We start from the raw sequence: 15,966 nt of genomic DNA, 5'->3' as shown, positions 1-15,966 counted from the left end.
AGTGCAGATTTAATAATTAGTTTGCTTTAAAATATCCTTTCATAATTCCACGATGCGAATCTTTGATAAATTGAATAATCTCATCTCTCTCTGAAGTTGCTTCCATTTCAGCTTCAATGATATCAATCGCTTGTGAATTATTGTAATTTTTCTGAAATAAAATACGATAAACGTCTTGAATTTCTCTAATTTTTTCAGTTGTGAATCCCCTTCTTCTTAATCCTACAGAGTTAATACCAACATATGATAAGGGTTCTCTTGCCGCCTTTACATAAGGAGGAACATCTTTACGTACCAACGATCCACCTGTTACAAAAGCATGATTACCTACAGACGCAAATTGATGTACTGCCACCATACCTGCTAATACCACATTGTCACCAACAGTTACATGTCCTGCTAATGTTGAATTATTTGAAAAGATACAATTGTCTCCCACTTTACAATCATGTGCAATATGGCAATAAGCCATAATTAAACAGTTGTCTCCAATAACTGTTTTCATTCTGTCTGAAGTTCCTCTGTTAATTGTTACACACTCTCTTATAGTAACGTTATCTCCTATTTCTACGGTCGTTTCCTCATCATTATACTTTAAATCTTGAGGGATCGCTGAAATAACAGCTCCTGGAAAAATTCGACAGTTTTTACCGATGCGCGCACCTTCCATAATAGTTACATTAGAACCTATCCATGTTCCTGATCCAATTTCTACATTTGCATGAATGGTAGTAAAAGGTTCAATAACTACATTTCTAGCTATTTTTGCTTGAGGGTGTACGTACGCAAGTGGTTGATTCATATTATTTTACTTTTGAAATTTGTGCCATAAGCTCTGCTTCACACACTAGTTTTCCATTAGCGTATGCATAAGCTTGCATATGAGCAATACCTCTTCTTATTGGAGTTATTAATTCACTTTTAAATATTAATGTATCTCCTGGTAATACTTTTTGTTTGAATTTAACATTATCCATTTTCATGAAGTATGTTAAATAGTTTTCTGGGTCAGGAACTGTGTTTAATACTAAAACTCCTCCACATTGTGCCATAGCCTCCACTTGAAGAACTCCTGGCATAACTGGTGCTCCAGGGAAATGTCCAACAAAGAAATTTTCATTCATTGTTACATTTTTCATACCTACCACATGCTTGTCTGATAATTCAATAATTCTATCAATCAATAAAAATGGTGGTCTGTGAGGTAAAATATCCATTATTTTATGGATATCCATTAATGGTGGTTGGTTTAAATCATAAGAAGGAACATTGTTTCTTTTTTCCTTTTTAATGATTTTAGCTAATTTCTTAGCAAAAGTAGTATTTACAGAATGTCCTGGTTTGTTAGCAATTACTTTACCTTTAATTCGAGTACCCGTTAAAGCTAAATCACCAATAACATCTAACAATTTATGACGTGCAGCTTCATTAGCCCAATGTAACGTTAAATTGTCTAATACTCCATTAGGTTTTACAGTAATATTATCTTTATTAAAGGCTTTTTTTAACTTTTCCATTGTACTGTCAGACAACTCTTTGTCTACATAAACAATAGCGTTATTTAAATCTCCTCCTTTAATTAAGTCATTTTCTAACAACATTTCAATTTCATGTAAGAAACTAAATGTTCTTGCTGCTGAAATTTCTTCTTTAAAATCTGAAATTGTATTTAATGTGGCATTTTGAGTACCTAAAATCTTAGTTCCAAAATCTACCATAGTAGTTACTTGGTATTCATCTGAAGGCATTAAAATAATTTCACTTCCTGTTACTTCATCTTTGTATGAAATAACTTCTTTTACCACATACTCTTCAATTTCTGCTTCTTGCTCAACAATTCCAGCTTCTTCTAGAGCTTCTATAAAAAACTTAGACGATCCGTCCATTATTGGAGGTTCAGAAGCATTAATTTCTATCAACAAGTTATCGATGTCTAAACCAACAGCAGCAGCTAAAACGTGTTCAGATGTTTGTATTTGAACGCCATTTTTTTCAAGGTTTGTTCCTCTTTGCGTATTTGTTACATACTCTGCTTTAGCTTCTATTACGGGTTCTCCTTCTAAATCTACTCGCTTAAATGCAAATCCGTGATTTTCTGGGGCTGGTTTAAAAACCATCGTAACCTCATTACCAGTATGTAACCCTACACCTGATAATGTAACTTCGTTTTGTATTGTTTTTTGTTTCTTACTCATCTTTTACTTTTTGAGCATTCAACTCTTTTTCTATTTTATGTACTGTAGATGCTAATTTTGGTAAATTTTTAAAATGTACATAAGACTTGCTATAGTCTGAATATCCAAACGCTGGAGACCCTTGTACAACTTCTTCATCTTTTAAACTTTTCCCTATCCCTGATTGAGCTTGAATTTTCACATTGTTTCCAATAGTGATATGGCCAACAATACCTACTTGACCTCCAATCATACAGTTTTCTCCTATTTTAGTTGATCCTGCAATCCCTGTTTGAGAAGCTATCACGGTATTTTTACCAATCTCTACGTTATGAGCTATCTGAATTTGGTTATCTAATTTTACTCCTTTTCTAATTATTGTAGATCCAAGAGTAGCTCTGTCAATAGTTGAATTAGACCCCACGTCTACATTATCTTCTATAATAACGTTTCCTATTTGTGGAATTGCTTTATATTCTCCATTTTCATCTGGTGCAAATCCAAAACCATCTGCTCCAATCACTGTTCCTGAATGTATCTTACAATTGTTACCTACAATGGTTTCAGAGTAAATCTTTACTCCTGCAAAAACAACTGTATTATCACCAATAGTAACATTATCGCCTATATAAGAATTAGGATAAATTTTAACATTATTGCCTAAAACCACATTTTCTCCAACATAAGCATAAGCTCCAATGTACTCGTTATCTCCAATAGTAGCTGATTCAGCAATAAAATGAGGGTTTTCTCTTCCTCGCTTATTATTCTTTACCTCATTGTAAAACTCTAAAAGTTTTGAAAATGATTTATAAGCATCTTCAACTTTAATCAAAGTAGTTTCTATTTCCTTTTCAGGAACAAAACTTTTATTTACAATAGCTACCGATGCTTTGGTTGTATATATGTATGAGTTATATTTTGGGTTTGATAAAAAGGTTAAAGAACCTTCCTTGCCTTCTTCTATCTTAGAAAGTGTAGATACTTCAGCTTCCGGATTTCCTTCAATCTCTCCCTCTAAAATATCGGCTATTTGTTTTGCTGTAAATTTCATTATCTGCAAAAGTAATTATTTTTGTTCAAATACTTCCCGATTAGAATTTGTTTCTAAGTATTCACCTACTTTATTTTCTTAGGATAGCACAGGTAATATTTTACCACAGGTTTTGTTAACGCTTTAAGGTTTAACTGATCAGAAGCCTTTGCTATGTCTTTTAACTTCCCTTTTTTTGTGTAAATTTTAATTGGTTTCTTTGTATTATATGCTTGGTGTTTTATTTCATTTGAAAAAACAAAATATTCAAGCTCTTGTTCACTTAAGTCTACAAGTTTTCTAAGCTTTCTACGCCTCTTTTCAATGTACTCCTCAGTAAATGGTTTTTCCTGAATTTCAATCTTTAACAAGCTTCTATCAATAATTTTTGTTGCTAACGTAGATAATATAAAGTCTTCATGATTCTTCCATTCTTTTATTGCTGATAAAACATCATAATCGTCTAACTCTGAAAATATTTCTAATGTTGTATTTGAAAAATTTTCTTTATTTATCGGATTATATAAGAAGTACTTGAGTGCTCTACTAGAAGGTAGTTCTACTCCTTTTGTTGCTAATTCCTTTGCTCTCTTTAATATGCTTACCAAAAGGTTTTCAGCTACTAAACCTGTTTTATGTAGATAAACTTGCCAATACATTAGACGTCGCGCAATAACAAATTTTTCTACCGAATAAATTCCTTTTTGTTCAATAACCAATTCGTTATCCACCACATTCATCATTGCTATTAAACGATCTGATGAAATGTTTCCTTCTGCTACTCCAGTAAAAAAACTATCTCTTTTTAAATAATCCAATCGGTCAATATCTAATTGACTTGATATTAATTGGTATAAAAACTTACGTGGGTGTTTCCCTTCAAATACTTGAATAGCTAAACTTAATTTTCCTTCAAATTCATCATTCAAGGATTTCATAAATTTTAATGAAATTTCTTCATGAGTTATTTCATTCACAATACTGTGCTCTAAGGCATGTGAGTATGCTCCATGACCTATATCATGTAACAAAATAGCTATATACAAAGCATTTGCTTCTTCTTCTGAAATTTCAACGTTTTTCATTCGTAATACACGTACAGCTTTTTGCATTAAATGCATGCAGCCTATTGCGTGATGAAAACGTGTGTGATTCGCTCCAGGATATACTAAGTTTGATAACCCCATTTGTGTTACTCTACGTAGCCTTTGAAAATATGGGTGCTCAATAATATCAAAAATTAGGGAGTTTGGTATAGAAATAAATCCGTAAATAGGATCGTTAATTATCTTTAATTTGTTGGTTTTTGATTTCTTCAAAATGTATAAATCCTTGAATTTTAAACAAAAAAATCATAATTTATCTACAAAACCAAATTAACCAACGTTTAATTAACGTATTTTTAGCTTTTAAAAACACAACAAAACTACTTTTAACCGTTATTTAGGTAGAAAACAAGTTGAAAATTATGATGAGAAACATACACATTCTTTGGGTAGATGACGAAATAGATTTATTGAAACCACATATATTATTTTTAGAAAAAAAAGATTATAAAGTTACAACCTGCACCAATGGTACAGACGCTATTGACTTGGTTAGTGAAAATAATTTTGATATTGTTTTTTTAGATGAAAACATGCCTGGTATTACTGGATTAGAGACGCTTTCAGAAATCAAACAGAAGAATACAAACCTTCCTATTGTTATGATTACTAAAAGTGAAGAAGAGTATCTTATGGAGGAAGCCATTGGTTCAAAAATTGCTGACTACTTAATCAAGCCAGTAAACCCTAATCAAATACTATTGAGTTTAAAAAAGAATTTAGACCACTCTCGCTTGGTTTCTGAAAAAACAACATCAAGTTACCAACAAGAGTTTAGAAAAATTTCGATGGATTTAGCTATGGTCAATTCTTATGAGGAATGGGCTGAACTTTATAAAAAATTAGTTCACTGGGAACTTGAGTTGGAAAACATCAACGACACGGGAATGTTAGAAATTTTGGAGTCTCAAAAATCTGAAGCTAACTCCCAATTTTTCAAGTTCATTAAAAAGAATTACCAACATTGGTTAACAGGAGATGATAAACCCACATTTTCGCACACTTTATTTAAAGATTATATAGTTCCTAATTTATCCAAAAGCCAGGGGGTTTTATGGGTAGTGATTGACAACCTCCGTTATGACCAATACAGAGTTCTAGAACCTTTTATCAATAATTATTTCAAGAAAGAAGAAGAACACTCTTATTATAGTATATTACCTACGGCGACTCAATATGCACGTAATGCTATATTTTCTGGGTTAATGCCTTCTGAAATGGAAAAAAGACATCCAAACTATTGGAAAAATGATACTGATGATGGGGGAAAAAACTTATTTGAAGCTAATTTTTTAGATGAACAAATAAAACGTTTGGGCTTAAATATTACACATGAATATTACAAAATAGTTTCTTTAAAAAGTGGGAAAGACTTAGCTGACAGCTACAATGGAACACGACAAAATGATCTTACTGCTGTAGTTTATAACTTTGTTGATATGCTTTCGCATGCCAAAACTGAAATGGAAGTTATTAAAGAACTTGCTGGTGATGATAAAGCGTATCGTTCTTTAACAGTGAGCTGGTTTAAAAACTCGCCTCTTTACGAGATTATTCAAAAAGCACAAAAATTAGGGCAAAAGTTAATAATTACAACCGATCATGGTACTATAAATTGTAAACACCCTACCAAAGTTATTGGTGATAAAAACATCAGTTCTAACTTACGATATAAAACTGGTAGAAGTTTGAGTTACGAAGATAAAGATGTATATGCGGTTAAAAATCCAAAAGATATTTTCTTACCTTCCGTAGCTATTAATAGCCCTTTTATATTTACAAAAGAAGATTTGTTTTTTGCTTATCCAAACAACTATAATCACTTTGTGAAGTATTATAAAAACACTTATCAACATGGAGGAATTTCACTCGAAGAAATGATTATTCCTTGTGCTGTTTATAATCCAAAATAGTGAAAAAGTAAATTTTATTAACAAACATTACTTCATTATTTTTGCTACTTATGAACAGAAATTATTCACTTAGCGAGTTGACAGCTGTAGCTAAAGAAATCATTGCTACTTCTCAACATAAAATATTACTTTTTTATGGAGAAATGGGAGTTGGTAAAACGACATTAATTAAAGAAATATGTAAAGTTTTGGGTGTAGAAGACATTGCCCATTCTCCTACTTTCTCTTTGGTTAACGAGTACAAAACCAACTCAAACGAAACAGTATATCATTTTGATTTTTACCGTATCGAAGACGAAGAAGAAGCTTATGATATGGGGGTTGAAGACTATTTATACAGTTATAACTGGTGTTTAGTTGAATGGCCTGAAAATGTTAAAAATTTACTACCTTTAGATACTGTTTCAATATCAATTAGCTTGCTAGAAAACGGGCAACGAAACATTCAATTAAAAACTAACTAAATTTAGATGGGTTCTATTTCACCTTTTACCAAAGAGCAGTTAATGCCACAAACCGAAATGCTTGAAATTAAAAAGCAGAAAGGAGATTTATTTATAGGGTTACCAAAAGAAACTCATTTTGAAGAAAAAAGAATTAGTTTATCTCCTGATGCTGTTGCTGCATTAGTAGCTCACGGACATAGAATTGTAATTGAAACTGGTGCTGGTGAAGGAGCTAATTATAGTGACCAAGAATATTCTGATGCTGGTGCAAAAATATCCTACGACATCAAAGAAGCTTTTGCTTGTAATATTGTACTAAAAGTAGAACCACCGTCTCTAGAAGAAATTCAGATGTTAAATCCTCAAACGGTTTTAATATCTGCTCTACAATTAAAAACACAAAACAAAAAATACTTTGAAGCTCTTGCTAAAAAAAGAGTAACAGCAATTGCTTTTGACTATATTAAAGATGAACATGGTGTATTTCCTATAGTAAAATCGCTAAGTGAAATTGCCGGAATTGCTTCTATGCATATTGCAGCTGAGCTTATGACTGCTTCTAATGGAGGAAATGGTTTGTTACTAGGAAATATAGGAGGAGTTCCCCCAACTGATGTAGTTATTTTAGGTGCAGGAACTGTTGGAGAATTTGCAGCCAAAACAGCTATAGGTTTTGGTGCTAGAGTAAAAGTTTTTGATAACTCAATAACAAAACTTCGGAATTTACAATCATGTGTACAAGCACCTATTTATACGTCAACAATTCAGCCTAAAACTTTACAAAAAGCTTTAATGCGCTGTGATGTAGCTATTGGAGCGATTAGAGGTAAAGATCGTTCTCCTGTAGTTGTTACTGAAGAAATGATTGAACAAATGAAAGATGGTGCTGTTATTGTTGATGTAAGTATTGATAGAGGTGGTTGTTTTGAAACTTCTCAAGTTACCACACATAGTAAACCCACTTTTTCTAACCATGGAGTCATACATTATTGTGTGCCTAATATTCCTTCTAGATATTCTAGAACAGCTTCTGTATCTATTAGTAATATTTTCACTCCTTACCTCCTAGAAATAGCTGAAGAAGGAGGTTTTGAAAATGCGGCTCGCTTTGATAAAAGTTTACGTAATGGTATGTATTTTTACCATGGAATCTTAACTAATAAAACTGTAGCTGACTGGTTTGACCTTCCTTATAGAGATATTAATTTATTGATTTTATAGTTCAATTTTACTTACTTTTGCACTTCAATTTTTAAATTATGCAGTGGTTAAAACGTGTTGGTTATTATTTAATAGGGATTGCCTTAGGTAGTTTAGTCGTTCTTTTTATTTGGAAAGGTAAAGATGTTTCTTTCGATTATGGAATGGATGCTCGTACTTTAAAGACTATTAGAATAAAAAAGCGTTTGTTTTCTGATAACGCCCAGCAAATATTAGCTACTTCAAAGATTGATACTACTACCATTTCTACTATTTTAAATAATGGAGATGTAGATTTTGGAAAAAGTAAACCTCGTTTAAAACCTTGTGCAGAATATTTTATAACTGGAAAAGATAGCTTAAGTCACATTGACTTATATGTTATACGTTGTGACTCAACTGCTACAATTGATAAGATTACAATTAACTAACAATTTTTATACTTATCATACAATCCTACACCGTTTAGTATCATCGGAATTATTTTTTCAAGTCGTTTTTCTTTGGTCACTACTCTTTTAGCTTCAGTAATATAATTGGCAAACTCTCTTTGCTTACTCAAAGTAAATTCGTTAAAAGTTTCCTTTAACCTATCATTTTTATCCAATTCTAACTGTAACTCCTTAGGGATAATTAAGGGTTTAGTATTCTTTTTAGCTTTTAATTCTTTTCCTTCTTCAGAGTTTTTAATAGCCTCTAATACATACTCTTTAATCAACTCTACATTAATTTCATCTAATTGATTAAATCGCCATTGACGCATTGCTTGTGTTTTTCCTTCTTGAGCATTTACCAATACTTTTTCTTTATCAACTAAAAAACTCCCCTGAAAAAACCATAAACCACAGTAGTTTTTAAAAGCAGATAAACCTACTATATTTTTTCCTTTATACACATAAACAGGTGCTCCCCATTTAATAGTTTCTTCAACAGGAAGATCCATAAAAACAGAACGCAAGAGATTTAACTCTTGCGTCCAATTACATTTATCTAATATATATTGTGTTACTTTAGGGTTCATTACGCTATTTGTTCTTCTAAAGACACCATCCAATTTACACCATACTTATCTTTTAACATTCCAAACTTACCTCCCCAAAAAGCATCTTCAAAAGGCATCATAACAAAAGCCCCATCAGAAGAAAGTCCATTAAAAATAGCAACCGCTTCATCTTCATCTTCAGTATTTATACTTACTGCAAAGTTGTTTCCTTTTGTAAACGCTTCTTTTTCATTTAAAAAATCAGACCCCATAATAGAGAAACCTCCTGCTTCTACAGTACAATGCATTGTTAATTCCATTGCTTCTTCAGGAATGTTTTTACAAACCTCTTCTGGAGCATCTTTAAATTGCATCAACATTGTCATTTCACCACCTAAAACATCTGCATAAAAAGTCATTGCTTCTTTGCAATTTCCGTTAAAATGTAAGTAAGTACTTGCTTGCATATTGTTAAGTTTTTTAGTTAGCTATTTCACTGGTAAATTTAATACGCATTAATCGTAATTCATCATCATCATAATCTCCATCAAACTCATCCAAGGCTTCTTGAATTTTATCTGTCTCAGCTTCCATAAAATAATCATGAATTTCTTCCTGCTGATCCTCATCAAGTAAGTCATCTACTGCATAATCAATATTAAGTTTAGTTCCAGAAAATACAATAGCTTCCATCTCCTTTATTAATTCAGACATTTCTAAACCTTTAGACTTAGCAATATCTTCTAAAGGCAATTTCCTATCAGTATTTTGAATGATGTATAACTTTAATCCAGAATTAACTCCAGTACTTTTAACTATTAAATCATCAGGGCGCATAATATCGTTGTCTTCCACATATTTTGAAATAAGCGCAACGAAATCTTTACCATATTTTTTGGCTTTCCCCTCACCAACACCATGAACTTTTGCAAGTTCATCTAATGTTACAGGGTATTTCAATGCCATATCATCTAAAGATGGGTCTTGAAAAACCGCAAAAGGAGGAACTCCTAAACGTTTTCCTACTTTCTTTCTTAAATCTTTTAGCATCACTACCAATTTATCATCTACTCCTCCTGCTGATTTTTCATTGGTAATAATAGTACCATCATCTGCTGTTTTATATACGTGATTTTCTGTCATCATAAATGATGATGGATTTTTTATAAACTCTTTACCTTCTTTTGTTAGTTTTAAAACTCCATACTGTTCTATTTCTTTCTTGATTAAATCCGCAACTAAAACTTGACGGATTAAAGCCATCCAATAATGATTGTCTTTAGCTTTACCAATACCAAAAAAAGGCTGAACATTTGTTTTATGAGACTTTAACAATGCATTTTCTTTACCAATAATTGTGTTTACAATTTCTTTTGGTTTATACATTTCACTAGTATCTCTAATAACAGATAATAAGGTTACTACTTCATCTTTAGCTTCGTGCTTCTTCTTAGGATTTCGCATATTATCGTCCATATCAGCACCTTCTCCATTTACTTCATCAAATTCTTCTCCAAAATAATGCAGTAAATATTTACGCCTGTTCATTGATGTTTCAGCGTACCCTACAACTTCTTGTAATAGAGCATGTCCAACTTCTTGCTCAGCAACAGGCTTGTTCGCCATAAACTTCTCAAGCTTTTCTATATCTTTATATGAATAGAAAGTTAGGCAATAACCTTCTCCTCCATCACGTCCTGCTCTACCAGTTTCTTGATAATAACTCTCTAAACTTTTAGGAATGTCGTGGTGTATTACAAAACGAACATCTGGTTTGTCAATTCCCATACCAAAAGCAATAGTAGCTACTACAACATCACAATCTTCCATTAAGAACATGTCTTGATGCTTTACACGTGTTTTTGCGTCTAAACCTGCATGGTAAGGAACAGCATTAATTCCGTTGACTTGTAAAATTTGCGCTATTTCTTCCACTTTTTTACGACTCAAGCAGTAAATAATACCTGATTTTCCTATTCGTTGTTTTATAAAGCGAATAATGTCTTTTTCTACATCTTTAGTCTTAGGCCTAACTTCGTAGAATAAATTTGATCTGTTGAAAGATGCTTTAAACACATTTGCATCTGACATTCCAAGAGTTTTAAGAATATCTTCTTGTACTTTCTCTGTTGCGGTTGCAGTTAAACCAATAATTGGTACATTATCAATCTGTTTAATAATATTTCTCAGATTTCTATACTCAGGTCTAAAATCATGCCCCCACTCAGATATACAGTGTGCTTCATCAATAGCTACAAATGATATTTTTTGTCTTCTTAAAAACTCAGCGTACTCTTCTTTAATTAAAGATTCAGGAGCTACGTACAATAACTTGGTAATTCCCGATTCAATATCTGATTTTACTTGTGCAATCTCCGATTTGTTCAACGAAGAATTTAATACATGGGCTATTCCATGATTTTCAGAAATCCCTCTAATGGCATCTACTTGATTTTTCATTAAAGCAATTAATGGAGATACCACAATTGCTGTACCTTCCTTCATTAAGGCAGGTAATTGATAACATAGCGATTTACCACCACCAGTCGGCATAATAACAAATGTGTTTTTATTTTCTAACACACTGTTAACTACATCTTCTTGTAGCCCTTTAAACTGGTTAAATCCGAAGATTTTTTTTAATGATCCATATAAATCCGTCTGCTCTTTATTCATCTTCTAATATCAAAAATTAAAAACGAGAACTAATTTACAAAAATTCCCAACAATATATAACGTAAACTTTCTTTTTATTAAAAAAGATTTTCTTCTCAAATATTCCTATTTTTACACTTTAAAAATTTACTTAAAACTTTTTTAACTTGAAAGACGCAAACGCTATTCTCTCAACCGCAAAAGAAACTATCCTTTTAGAAAGTAATGCTATTGCTAATTTAGCAAATTTATTAAATAGCTCGTTTACGGACGCTGTTAATTTTATATTTAATTCTAAAGGTCGTGTTATTGTAACTGGTATTGGAAAAAGTGCCAATATTGCTACTAAAATGGTAGCTACTTTTAACTCAACAGGTACACCTGCTGTTTTTATGCACGCTGCTGATGCTATACATGGTGATTTAGGTAATATACAGGATAACGATGTAGTGATTTGTATTTCTAAAAGTGGAAACACTCCTGAGATAAAAGTCTTAGTGCCTTTAATTAAGAACTCTAACAACAAAATTATCGCTATAACAGGAAATCCTGATTCTTTCTTAGGAAAAAATGCTGACTTCCTTTTAAATTCTTTTGTTGAAAAAGAAGCTTGCCCTAATAATTTAGCACCAACAACTAGTACCACTGCTCAATTAGTTCTAGGAGATGCATTAGCTGTTTGTTTATTAGAGTTAAGAGGTTTTACTAGTAGTGATTTTGCTAAATATCATCCCGGAGGTGCTTTAGGAAAACGTTTATATTTAAGAGTATCTGACCTTATTAAAAATAACGAATTACCTAAAGTAAAAAGTGTCGATAAAGTTACTCAGGTAATTGTTGAAATCTCAGAAAAACGCTTAGGTGTAACTGCTGTTGTTGATGATAATGATATAATTACGGGAATTATTACCGATGGGGATATTCGTAGAATGCTAAGTAAAACAACTAAAATAGATGAGCTTACTGCTGCTGATATTATGAGTACTACACCAAAAACAATTGATGTAGATGCTATGGCTGTTGAAGCTCTAGACACGTTAGAAAACAATAATATCACACAAATTTTAGTTACAGACGCAAACAACAATTATGTAGGTGTAGTACACTTACACGATTTAATTAAAGAAGGAATATTTTAAGATGGCAGAAAAGGAAATGTCTTTTTTAGACCATCTTGAAGAATTAAGATGGCATTTAGTAAGGAGTTTTGCAGCTATTTTTATTGTTGCAATTGTAATTTTTGCAAACATCAATTTTGTTTTTAACGAGATACTTTTAGCTCATCTAAAACCTGATTTTGCAACCTATCAATTCTTTTGTAAAGTATTTTCTTCTATTGGAATTGACAGTAGCTTTTGTACAATAAAATTCAAACAAACGCTACAAGCTTTAAATCCTACTCAACAATTAATGACAGGAATTTGGTCTTCACTAATTTTAGGATTTGTAGTTGCCTTTCCTTATATTTTATGGGAGTTTTGGCGATTTATAGCTCCTGGTTTGCATGAAAGTGAAAAGAAGAAATCAAAAGGTTTTATTTTTACCTCTTCTTTTCTATTCTTTCTAGGTATTTTATTTAGCTATTATGTTATTCTACCAATGTCTGTATATTTCTTTTACAATTTTGAAATATCAGACGCCATACAAAACAACTTTAAACTAGAGGCTTACATTAGCCTTATTACTAACACATTATTAGGTGTGGCTATATTTTTTGAACTCCCTGTAGTTATTTTCTTCCTTTCAAAAATAGGATTGATTACACCAGAGTTTTTAAGAAAATATCGCAAGCATGCCTTAGTAGTGGTATTGGTATTATCTGCAATTATTACCCCGCCAGATGTAGCTAGTCAAATAATTGTATCGGTACCTATCATGATTTTATATGAAATGAGTATTTATGTTTCAAAATTTGTCATAAAACAACAACAAAAGAATGTCACAAAAAGTCCAAGAGTTTAACGACTACCGTGCTAAAATGAACGAAAAGATTTTAGCATCAGATAATAAAGTAATCAAACGTATTTTTAACCTAGACACCAATGCTTTTACCGAAGGGCATTTACCTGTTAAAACTAAAGAATTACTAGGTTTAGTAGCATCTGCTGTTCTACGCTGTGATGATTGTATTGCTTATCATTTAAAAACAGCTTACGAAAACGGTGTTACCAAAGAAGAGATGATGGAAACTATGAGTATTGCTACATTGGTTGGTGGAACTATTTTAATTCCTCATTTACGAAGAGCTGTAGAATTTTGGGAAGCTTTAGAAAACGAAGCTTAATTTATACATATATTGATTTAAGAAGTTTTTAAGAAACAGTTTTGTTACTTTTATACCTTAATCAATTCCATTTTCAATAATAATAAATGAAGTTAAGAGCAGACAACATACAAAAAATATACGGTAGCAGAAAAGTAGTAAAAGGAATTTCTTTAGAAGTTGAGCAAGGTGAAATTATTGGGTTATTAGGTCCTAACGGAGCTGGTAAAACAACCTCTTTCTATATGATAGTAGGAATGATTAAACCTAATGACGGTCATATTTTTTTAGATGATGAAGAAATTACTACCGATGCTATGTACAAACGTTCTCAAAAAGGAATTGGTTATTTGGCACAAGAAGCTTCAGTTTTTAGAAAACTTTCAGTAGAAGATAATATTATGTCAGTTCTTGAATTTACTGACAGAACTAAAGCTGAAAGAAAACAACGCTTAGAAGAACTAATTGATGAATTTAGTTTAGGACATGTACGCAAAAACCGTGGTGATTTATTATCTGGTGGTGAGCGTCGTAGAACAGAAATAGCACGTTGTTTAGCTTCTGACCCTAAATTCATTTTATTAGATGAACCTTTTGCCGGCGTAGATCCTATTGCGGTGGAAGATATTCAAGGAATTGTAGCACAGCTGAAAAATAAAAATATTGGTATTTTAATTACCGATCATGATGTACAAGCAACGTTGGCAATTACAGATAGAACTTACTTAATGTATAATGGAGGTATTTTAAAAGAAGGAACTCCTGAAGAACTGGCTGAAGACGAAACTGTTCGTAGAGTATATCTTGGAAAGGATTTTGAGCTTAAAAAGAAGAAATTTGATAATCAAGCTGTAACACAAAATCATTTTATAATTGAAAATGCAAAAGAAGAAGATATCTTCTCTTCTTTCTCAGAAGCATACCACACTCATAATTTAAAAGAAGGTTTTAAACTATATAGAAAAAAAGGAAATGTTAATTCATTTCTTGTAGTACCTGCCGATAATATGAGTTTTGTTGATTTCTGTAACCTTTCTATTGATATTAAAAACTTAAATGTAAAAGGAAATATTAAAGTATCTGATCATAACTATAAAAAAATAGCTAATTATAATGATTGGTGTAACTTTGAAATAGACTCTGACAAAGTTATATTAACCAATAGAAATAACGAAAACTGGGATATTTATAAAAAAGGAGAGTTTTCAAAAAATAAACTTATGGATAAAGCCTTTGCAGAAGATAAAATATCTTTAGACAATTATCATTTTATAAGTAACATTTTTGAACCTCAAAAAAACGCGTAAAATATTTTCTAAATCCAACTAAAAAAAACACGTTGATAATCAACGTGTTTTTTATATACTATTAAAGTTTTTCAAATTCTATTTTGAAGAAAGTTTTTTATCAGAATTATTTACTATAGATAACACTACATAAGAAAGAATAATCATTGGAATTGCTACTATTTTTAGCGTTACAATTAATATAACCGACAAAGCTAAAAACACATACTTAATCACATTATCTTTAAAATAAAAGTTCTTAAATTTTAGAGAAAATAACGGGATTTCAGCATTCATTAGGTACGTAAATAATATTGTAATTAATATCAAAAAATATTGATTTTCAATAAAACCTATTAAAAACGATTCTTTATCAAATTGAGCTATTAATGGTAATGAAATCACAAACAAACTCATAGCAGGTGTAGGTACACCTATAAAACTATCAGATTGACGTTCATCAATATTAAATTTTGCCAAACGATACCCAGCTCCCAATGTTAATAATAATCCTATGTATGGTAAATTACTGCCTGTTGCTCCGTACTCATCAACTCCAAAATATCCAACAGCATCTATATCTAAAGCATTCACCAACATTTGCATCATTACAATTCCCGGTACTACCCCACTCGTTACCATGTCTGCTAAACTATCTAACTGCTTTCCTAATTCACCTTGTACTTTTAACATACGAGCGGCAAATCCATCAAAAAAATCAAAAAGTATCCCTAGCATTACCAAAATTGCTGTAGCAAAAAAATCACCTTTTATAGCAAAAATAGTAGCAATAGTACCACATAACAGGTTTCCTAAAGTTAATAAATTGGGAATATATTTTTTAATATTCATAGTACTCATAATTTACAGCTAAAATAAGAAATCATTCAATGGCTTTTACATTTTAG

At 31.5% G+C, this 15,966-nt stretch carries 15 protein-coding genes and 1 pseudogene; 8 read left to right on the top strand and 8 right to left on the bottom strand.

Annotation, left to right across the window (positions count from 1 at the left end; all coding sequences use genetic code 11):
* Positions 1–16: 16 nt before the first annotated feature.
* The 4 genes from lpxA to D6T69_RS09520 form a co-directional block, all read right to left on the bottom strand.
* Positions 17–802 (bottom strand): acyl-ACP--UDP-N-acetylglucosamine O-acyltransferase, encoded by a 786-nt coding sequence (gene lpxA, locus D6T69_RS09535; protein ID WP_125067517.1) that lies wholly within the window; start codon positions 800–802, stop codon positions 17–19.
* A 1-nt stretch (position 803) separates the two neighbouring features.
* A complete protein-coding gene (locus D6T69_RS09530) occupies positions 804–2,195 on the bottom strand; it encodes a bifunctional UDP-3-O-[3-hydroxymyristoyl] N-acetylglucosamine deacetylase/3-hydroxyacyl-ACP dehydratase (RefSeq protein WP_125067516.1) in 1,392 nt (463 codons plus the stop codon).
* The gene (gene lpxD, locus D6T69_RS09525) at positions 2,188–3,228 is read right to left on the bottom strand and encodes a UDP-3-O-(3-hydroxymyristoyl)glucosamine N-acyltransferase (RefSeq protein WP_125067515.1); all 1,041 of its coding nucleotides are present in this window, start codon (positions 3,226–3,228) and stop codon (positions 2,188–2,190) included. Before lpxD ends, D6T69_RS09530 begins: the two co-directional genes overlap by 8 nt.
* Positions 3,229–3,293: 65 nt before the next feature.
* Positions 3,294–4,526 (bottom strand): HD domain-containing protein, encoded by a 1,233-nt coding sequence (locus D6T69_RS09520; protein ID WP_125067514.1) that lies wholly within the window; start codon positions 4,524–4,526, stop codon positions 3,294–3,296.
* Positions 4,527–4,678: 152 nt separating this feature from the next.
* Between D6T69_RS09520 and porX the strand changes: the two genes are divergently transcribed.
* Genes porX through D6T69_RS09500 form a run of 4 tightly spaced genes read left to right on the top strand, consistent with a single transcriptional unit; the run spans position 4,679 to position 8,303 of the window.
* Positions 4,679–6,226 (top strand): T9SS response regulator signal transducer PorX, encoded by a 1,548-nt coding sequence (porX, locus tag D6T69_RS09515; RefSeq protein ID WP_125069241.1) that lies wholly within the window; start codon positions 4,679–4,681, stop codon positions 6,224–6,226.
* Between the two features lie 50 nt (positions 6,227–6,276).
* Entirely contained in the window at positions 6,277–6,690 is a 414-nt protein-coding gene (tsaE, locus tag D6T69_RS09510; RefSeq protein ID WP_125067513.1) for a tRNA (adenosine(37)-N6)-threonylcarbamoyltransferase complex ATPase subunit type 1 TsaE, read from the top strand.
* Between the two features lie 6 nt (positions 6,691–6,696).
* Entirely contained in the window at positions 6,697–7,893 is a 1,197-nt protein-coding gene (locus tag D6T69_RS09505) for an alanine dehydrogenase (RefSeq protein ID WP_125067512.1), read from the top strand.
* A 38-nt stretch (positions 7,894–7,931) separates the two neighbouring features.
* Positions 7,932–8,303, top strand: coding sequence for a DUF4258 domain-containing protein (locus D6T69_RS09500; RefSeq protein ID WP_047788752.1), 372 nt, complete (start codon positions 7,932–7,934; stop codon positions 8,301–8,303).
* Here D6T69_RS09500 and D6T69_RS09495 read toward each other — a convergent pair.
* The 3 genes from D6T69_RS09495 to D6T69_RS09485 are packed head-to-tail and all read right to left on the bottom strand — an operon-like array spanning position 8,300 to position 11,530.
* Entirely contained in the window at positions 8,300–8,893 is a 594-nt protein-coding gene (locus tag D6T69_RS09495) for a YdeI/OmpD-associated family protein (RefSeq protein WP_125067511.1), read from the bottom strand. The two genes, D6T69_RS09500 and D6T69_RS09495, sit on opposite strands and share 4 nt — an antisense overlap.
* On the bottom strand, positions 8,893–9,321 hold the full coding sequence (locus D6T69_RS09490; RefSeq protein ID WP_125067510.1) for a VOC family protein: 429 nt from the start codon (positions 9,319–9,321) through the stop codon (positions 8,893–8,895). Before D6T69_RS09490 ends, D6T69_RS09495 begins: the two co-directional genes overlap by 1 nt.
* Positions 9,322–9,334: 13 nt before the next feature.
* Entirely contained in the window at positions 9,335–11,530 is a 2,196-nt protein-coding gene (locus tag D6T69_RS09485) for a RecQ family ATP-dependent DNA helicase (RefSeq protein ID WP_125067509.1), read from the bottom strand.
* A 146-nt stretch (positions 11,531–11,676) separates the two neighbouring features.
* Here D6T69_RS09485 and D6T69_RS09480 point away from each other — a divergent pair, with 146 nt between their 5' ends.
* The 4 genes and pseudogenes from D6T69_RS09480 to lptB form a co-directional block, all read left to right on the top strand.
* Positions 11,677–12,648 carry a KpsF/GutQ family sugar-phosphate isomerase gene (locus D6T69_RS09480; protein WP_125067508.1) on the top strand — a complete coding sequence of 324 codons (972 nt, stop codon included), beginning with the start codon at positions 11,677–11,679 and terminating at the stop codon, positions 12,646–12,648.
* A gap of 1 nt (position 12,649) precedes the next feature.
* Positions 12,650–13,471 carry a twin-arginine translocase subunit TatC gene (gene tatC, locus D6T69_RS09475; RefSeq protein WP_125067507.1) on the top strand — a complete coding sequence of 274 codons (822 nt, stop codon included), beginning with the start codon at positions 12,650–12,652 and terminating at the stop codon, positions 13,469–13,471.
* Positions 13,446–13,793 carry a carboxymuconolactone decarboxylase family protein gene (locus D6T69_RS09470; RefSeq protein WP_125067506.1) on the top strand — a complete coding sequence of 116 codons (348 nt, stop codon included), beginning with the start codon at positions 13,446–13,448 and terminating at the stop codon, positions 13,791–13,793. Before tatC ends, D6T69_RS09470 begins: the two co-directional genes overlap by 26 nt.
* Positions 13,794–13,879: 86 nt before the next feature.
* Positions 13,880–14,614 (top strand): annotated as a pseudogene (gene lptB, locus D6T69_RS09465) (LPS export ABC transporter ATP-binding protein); the annotation flags it as partial.
* A gap of 543 nt (positions 14,615–15,157) precedes the next feature.
* On the opposite strand, the gene D6T69_RS09460 reads toward lptB, so the two are convergent.
* A complete protein-coding gene (locus D6T69_RS09460) occupies positions 15,158–15,910 on the bottom strand; it encodes a CDP-alcohol phosphatidyltransferase family protein (protein WP_206197803.1) in 753 nt (250 codons plus the stop codon).
* Positions 15,911–15,966: the final 56 nt, after the last annotated feature.

It is taken from the genome of Tenacibaculum singaporense (genome assembly GCF_003867015.1).
In the GTDB taxonomy this organism is placed as follows: domain Bacteria; phylum Bacteroidota; class Bacteroidia; order Flavobacteriales; family Flavobacteriaceae; genus Polaribacter; species Polaribacter singaporensis.
Note: the sequence above shows the minus strand (reverse complement) of the source record. Positions and strands in the feature narration are given on the sequence as shown.

Bases quoted from the DNA above. Each gene is read 5' to 3' on its own strand.
- lpxA (WP_125067517.1), bottom strand. From the start codon at position 802: ATGAATCAACCACTTGCGTACGTACACCCTCAAGCAAAAATAGCTAGA.
- D6T69_RS09530 (WP_125067516.1), bottom strand. From the start codon at position 2,195: ATGAGTAAGAAACAAAAAACAATACAAAACGAAGTTACATTATCAGGT.
- lpxD (WP_125067515.1), bottom strand. From the start codon at position 3,228: ATGAAATTTACAGCAAAACAAATAGCCGATATTTTAGAGGGAGAGATT.
- porX (WP_125069241.1), top strand. From the start codon at position 4,679: ATGAGAAACATACACATTCTTTGGGTAGATGACGAAATAGATTTATTG.
- tsaE (WP_125067513.1), top strand. From the start codon at position 6,277: ATGAACAGAAATTATTCACTTAGCGAGTTGACAGCTGTAGCTAAAGAA.
- D6T69_RS09505 (WP_125067512.1), top strand. From the start codon at position 6,697: ATGGGTTCTATTTCACCTTTTACCAAAGAGCAGTTAATGCCACAAACC.
- D6T69_RS09500 (WP_047788752.1), top strand. From the start codon at position 7,932: ATGCAGTGGTTAAAACGTGTTGGTTATTATTTAATAGGGATTGCCTTA.
- D6T69_RS09495 (WP_125067511.1), bottom strand. From the start codon at position 8,893: ATGAACCCTAAAGTAACACAATATATATTAGATAAATGTAATTGGACG.
- D6T69_RS09490 (WP_125067510.1), bottom strand. From the start codon at position 9,321: ATGCAAGCAAGTACTTACTTACATTTTAACGGAAATTGCAAAGAAGCA.
- D6T69_RS09485 (WP_125067509.1), bottom strand. From the start codon at position 11,530: ATGAATAAAGAGCAGACGGATTTATATGGATCATTAAAAAAAATCTTC.
- tatC (WP_125067507.1), top strand. From the start codon at position 12,650: ATGGCAGAAAAGGAAATGTCTTTTTTAGACCATCTTGAAGAATTAAGA.
- D6T69_RS09470 (WP_125067506.1), top strand. From the start codon at position 13,446: ATGTCACAAAAAGTCCAAGAGTTTAACGACTACCGTGCTAAAATGAAC.
- D6T69_RS09460 (WP_206197803.1), bottom strand. From the start codon at position 15,910: ATGAATATTAAAAAATATATTCCCAATTTATTAACTTTAGGAAACCTG.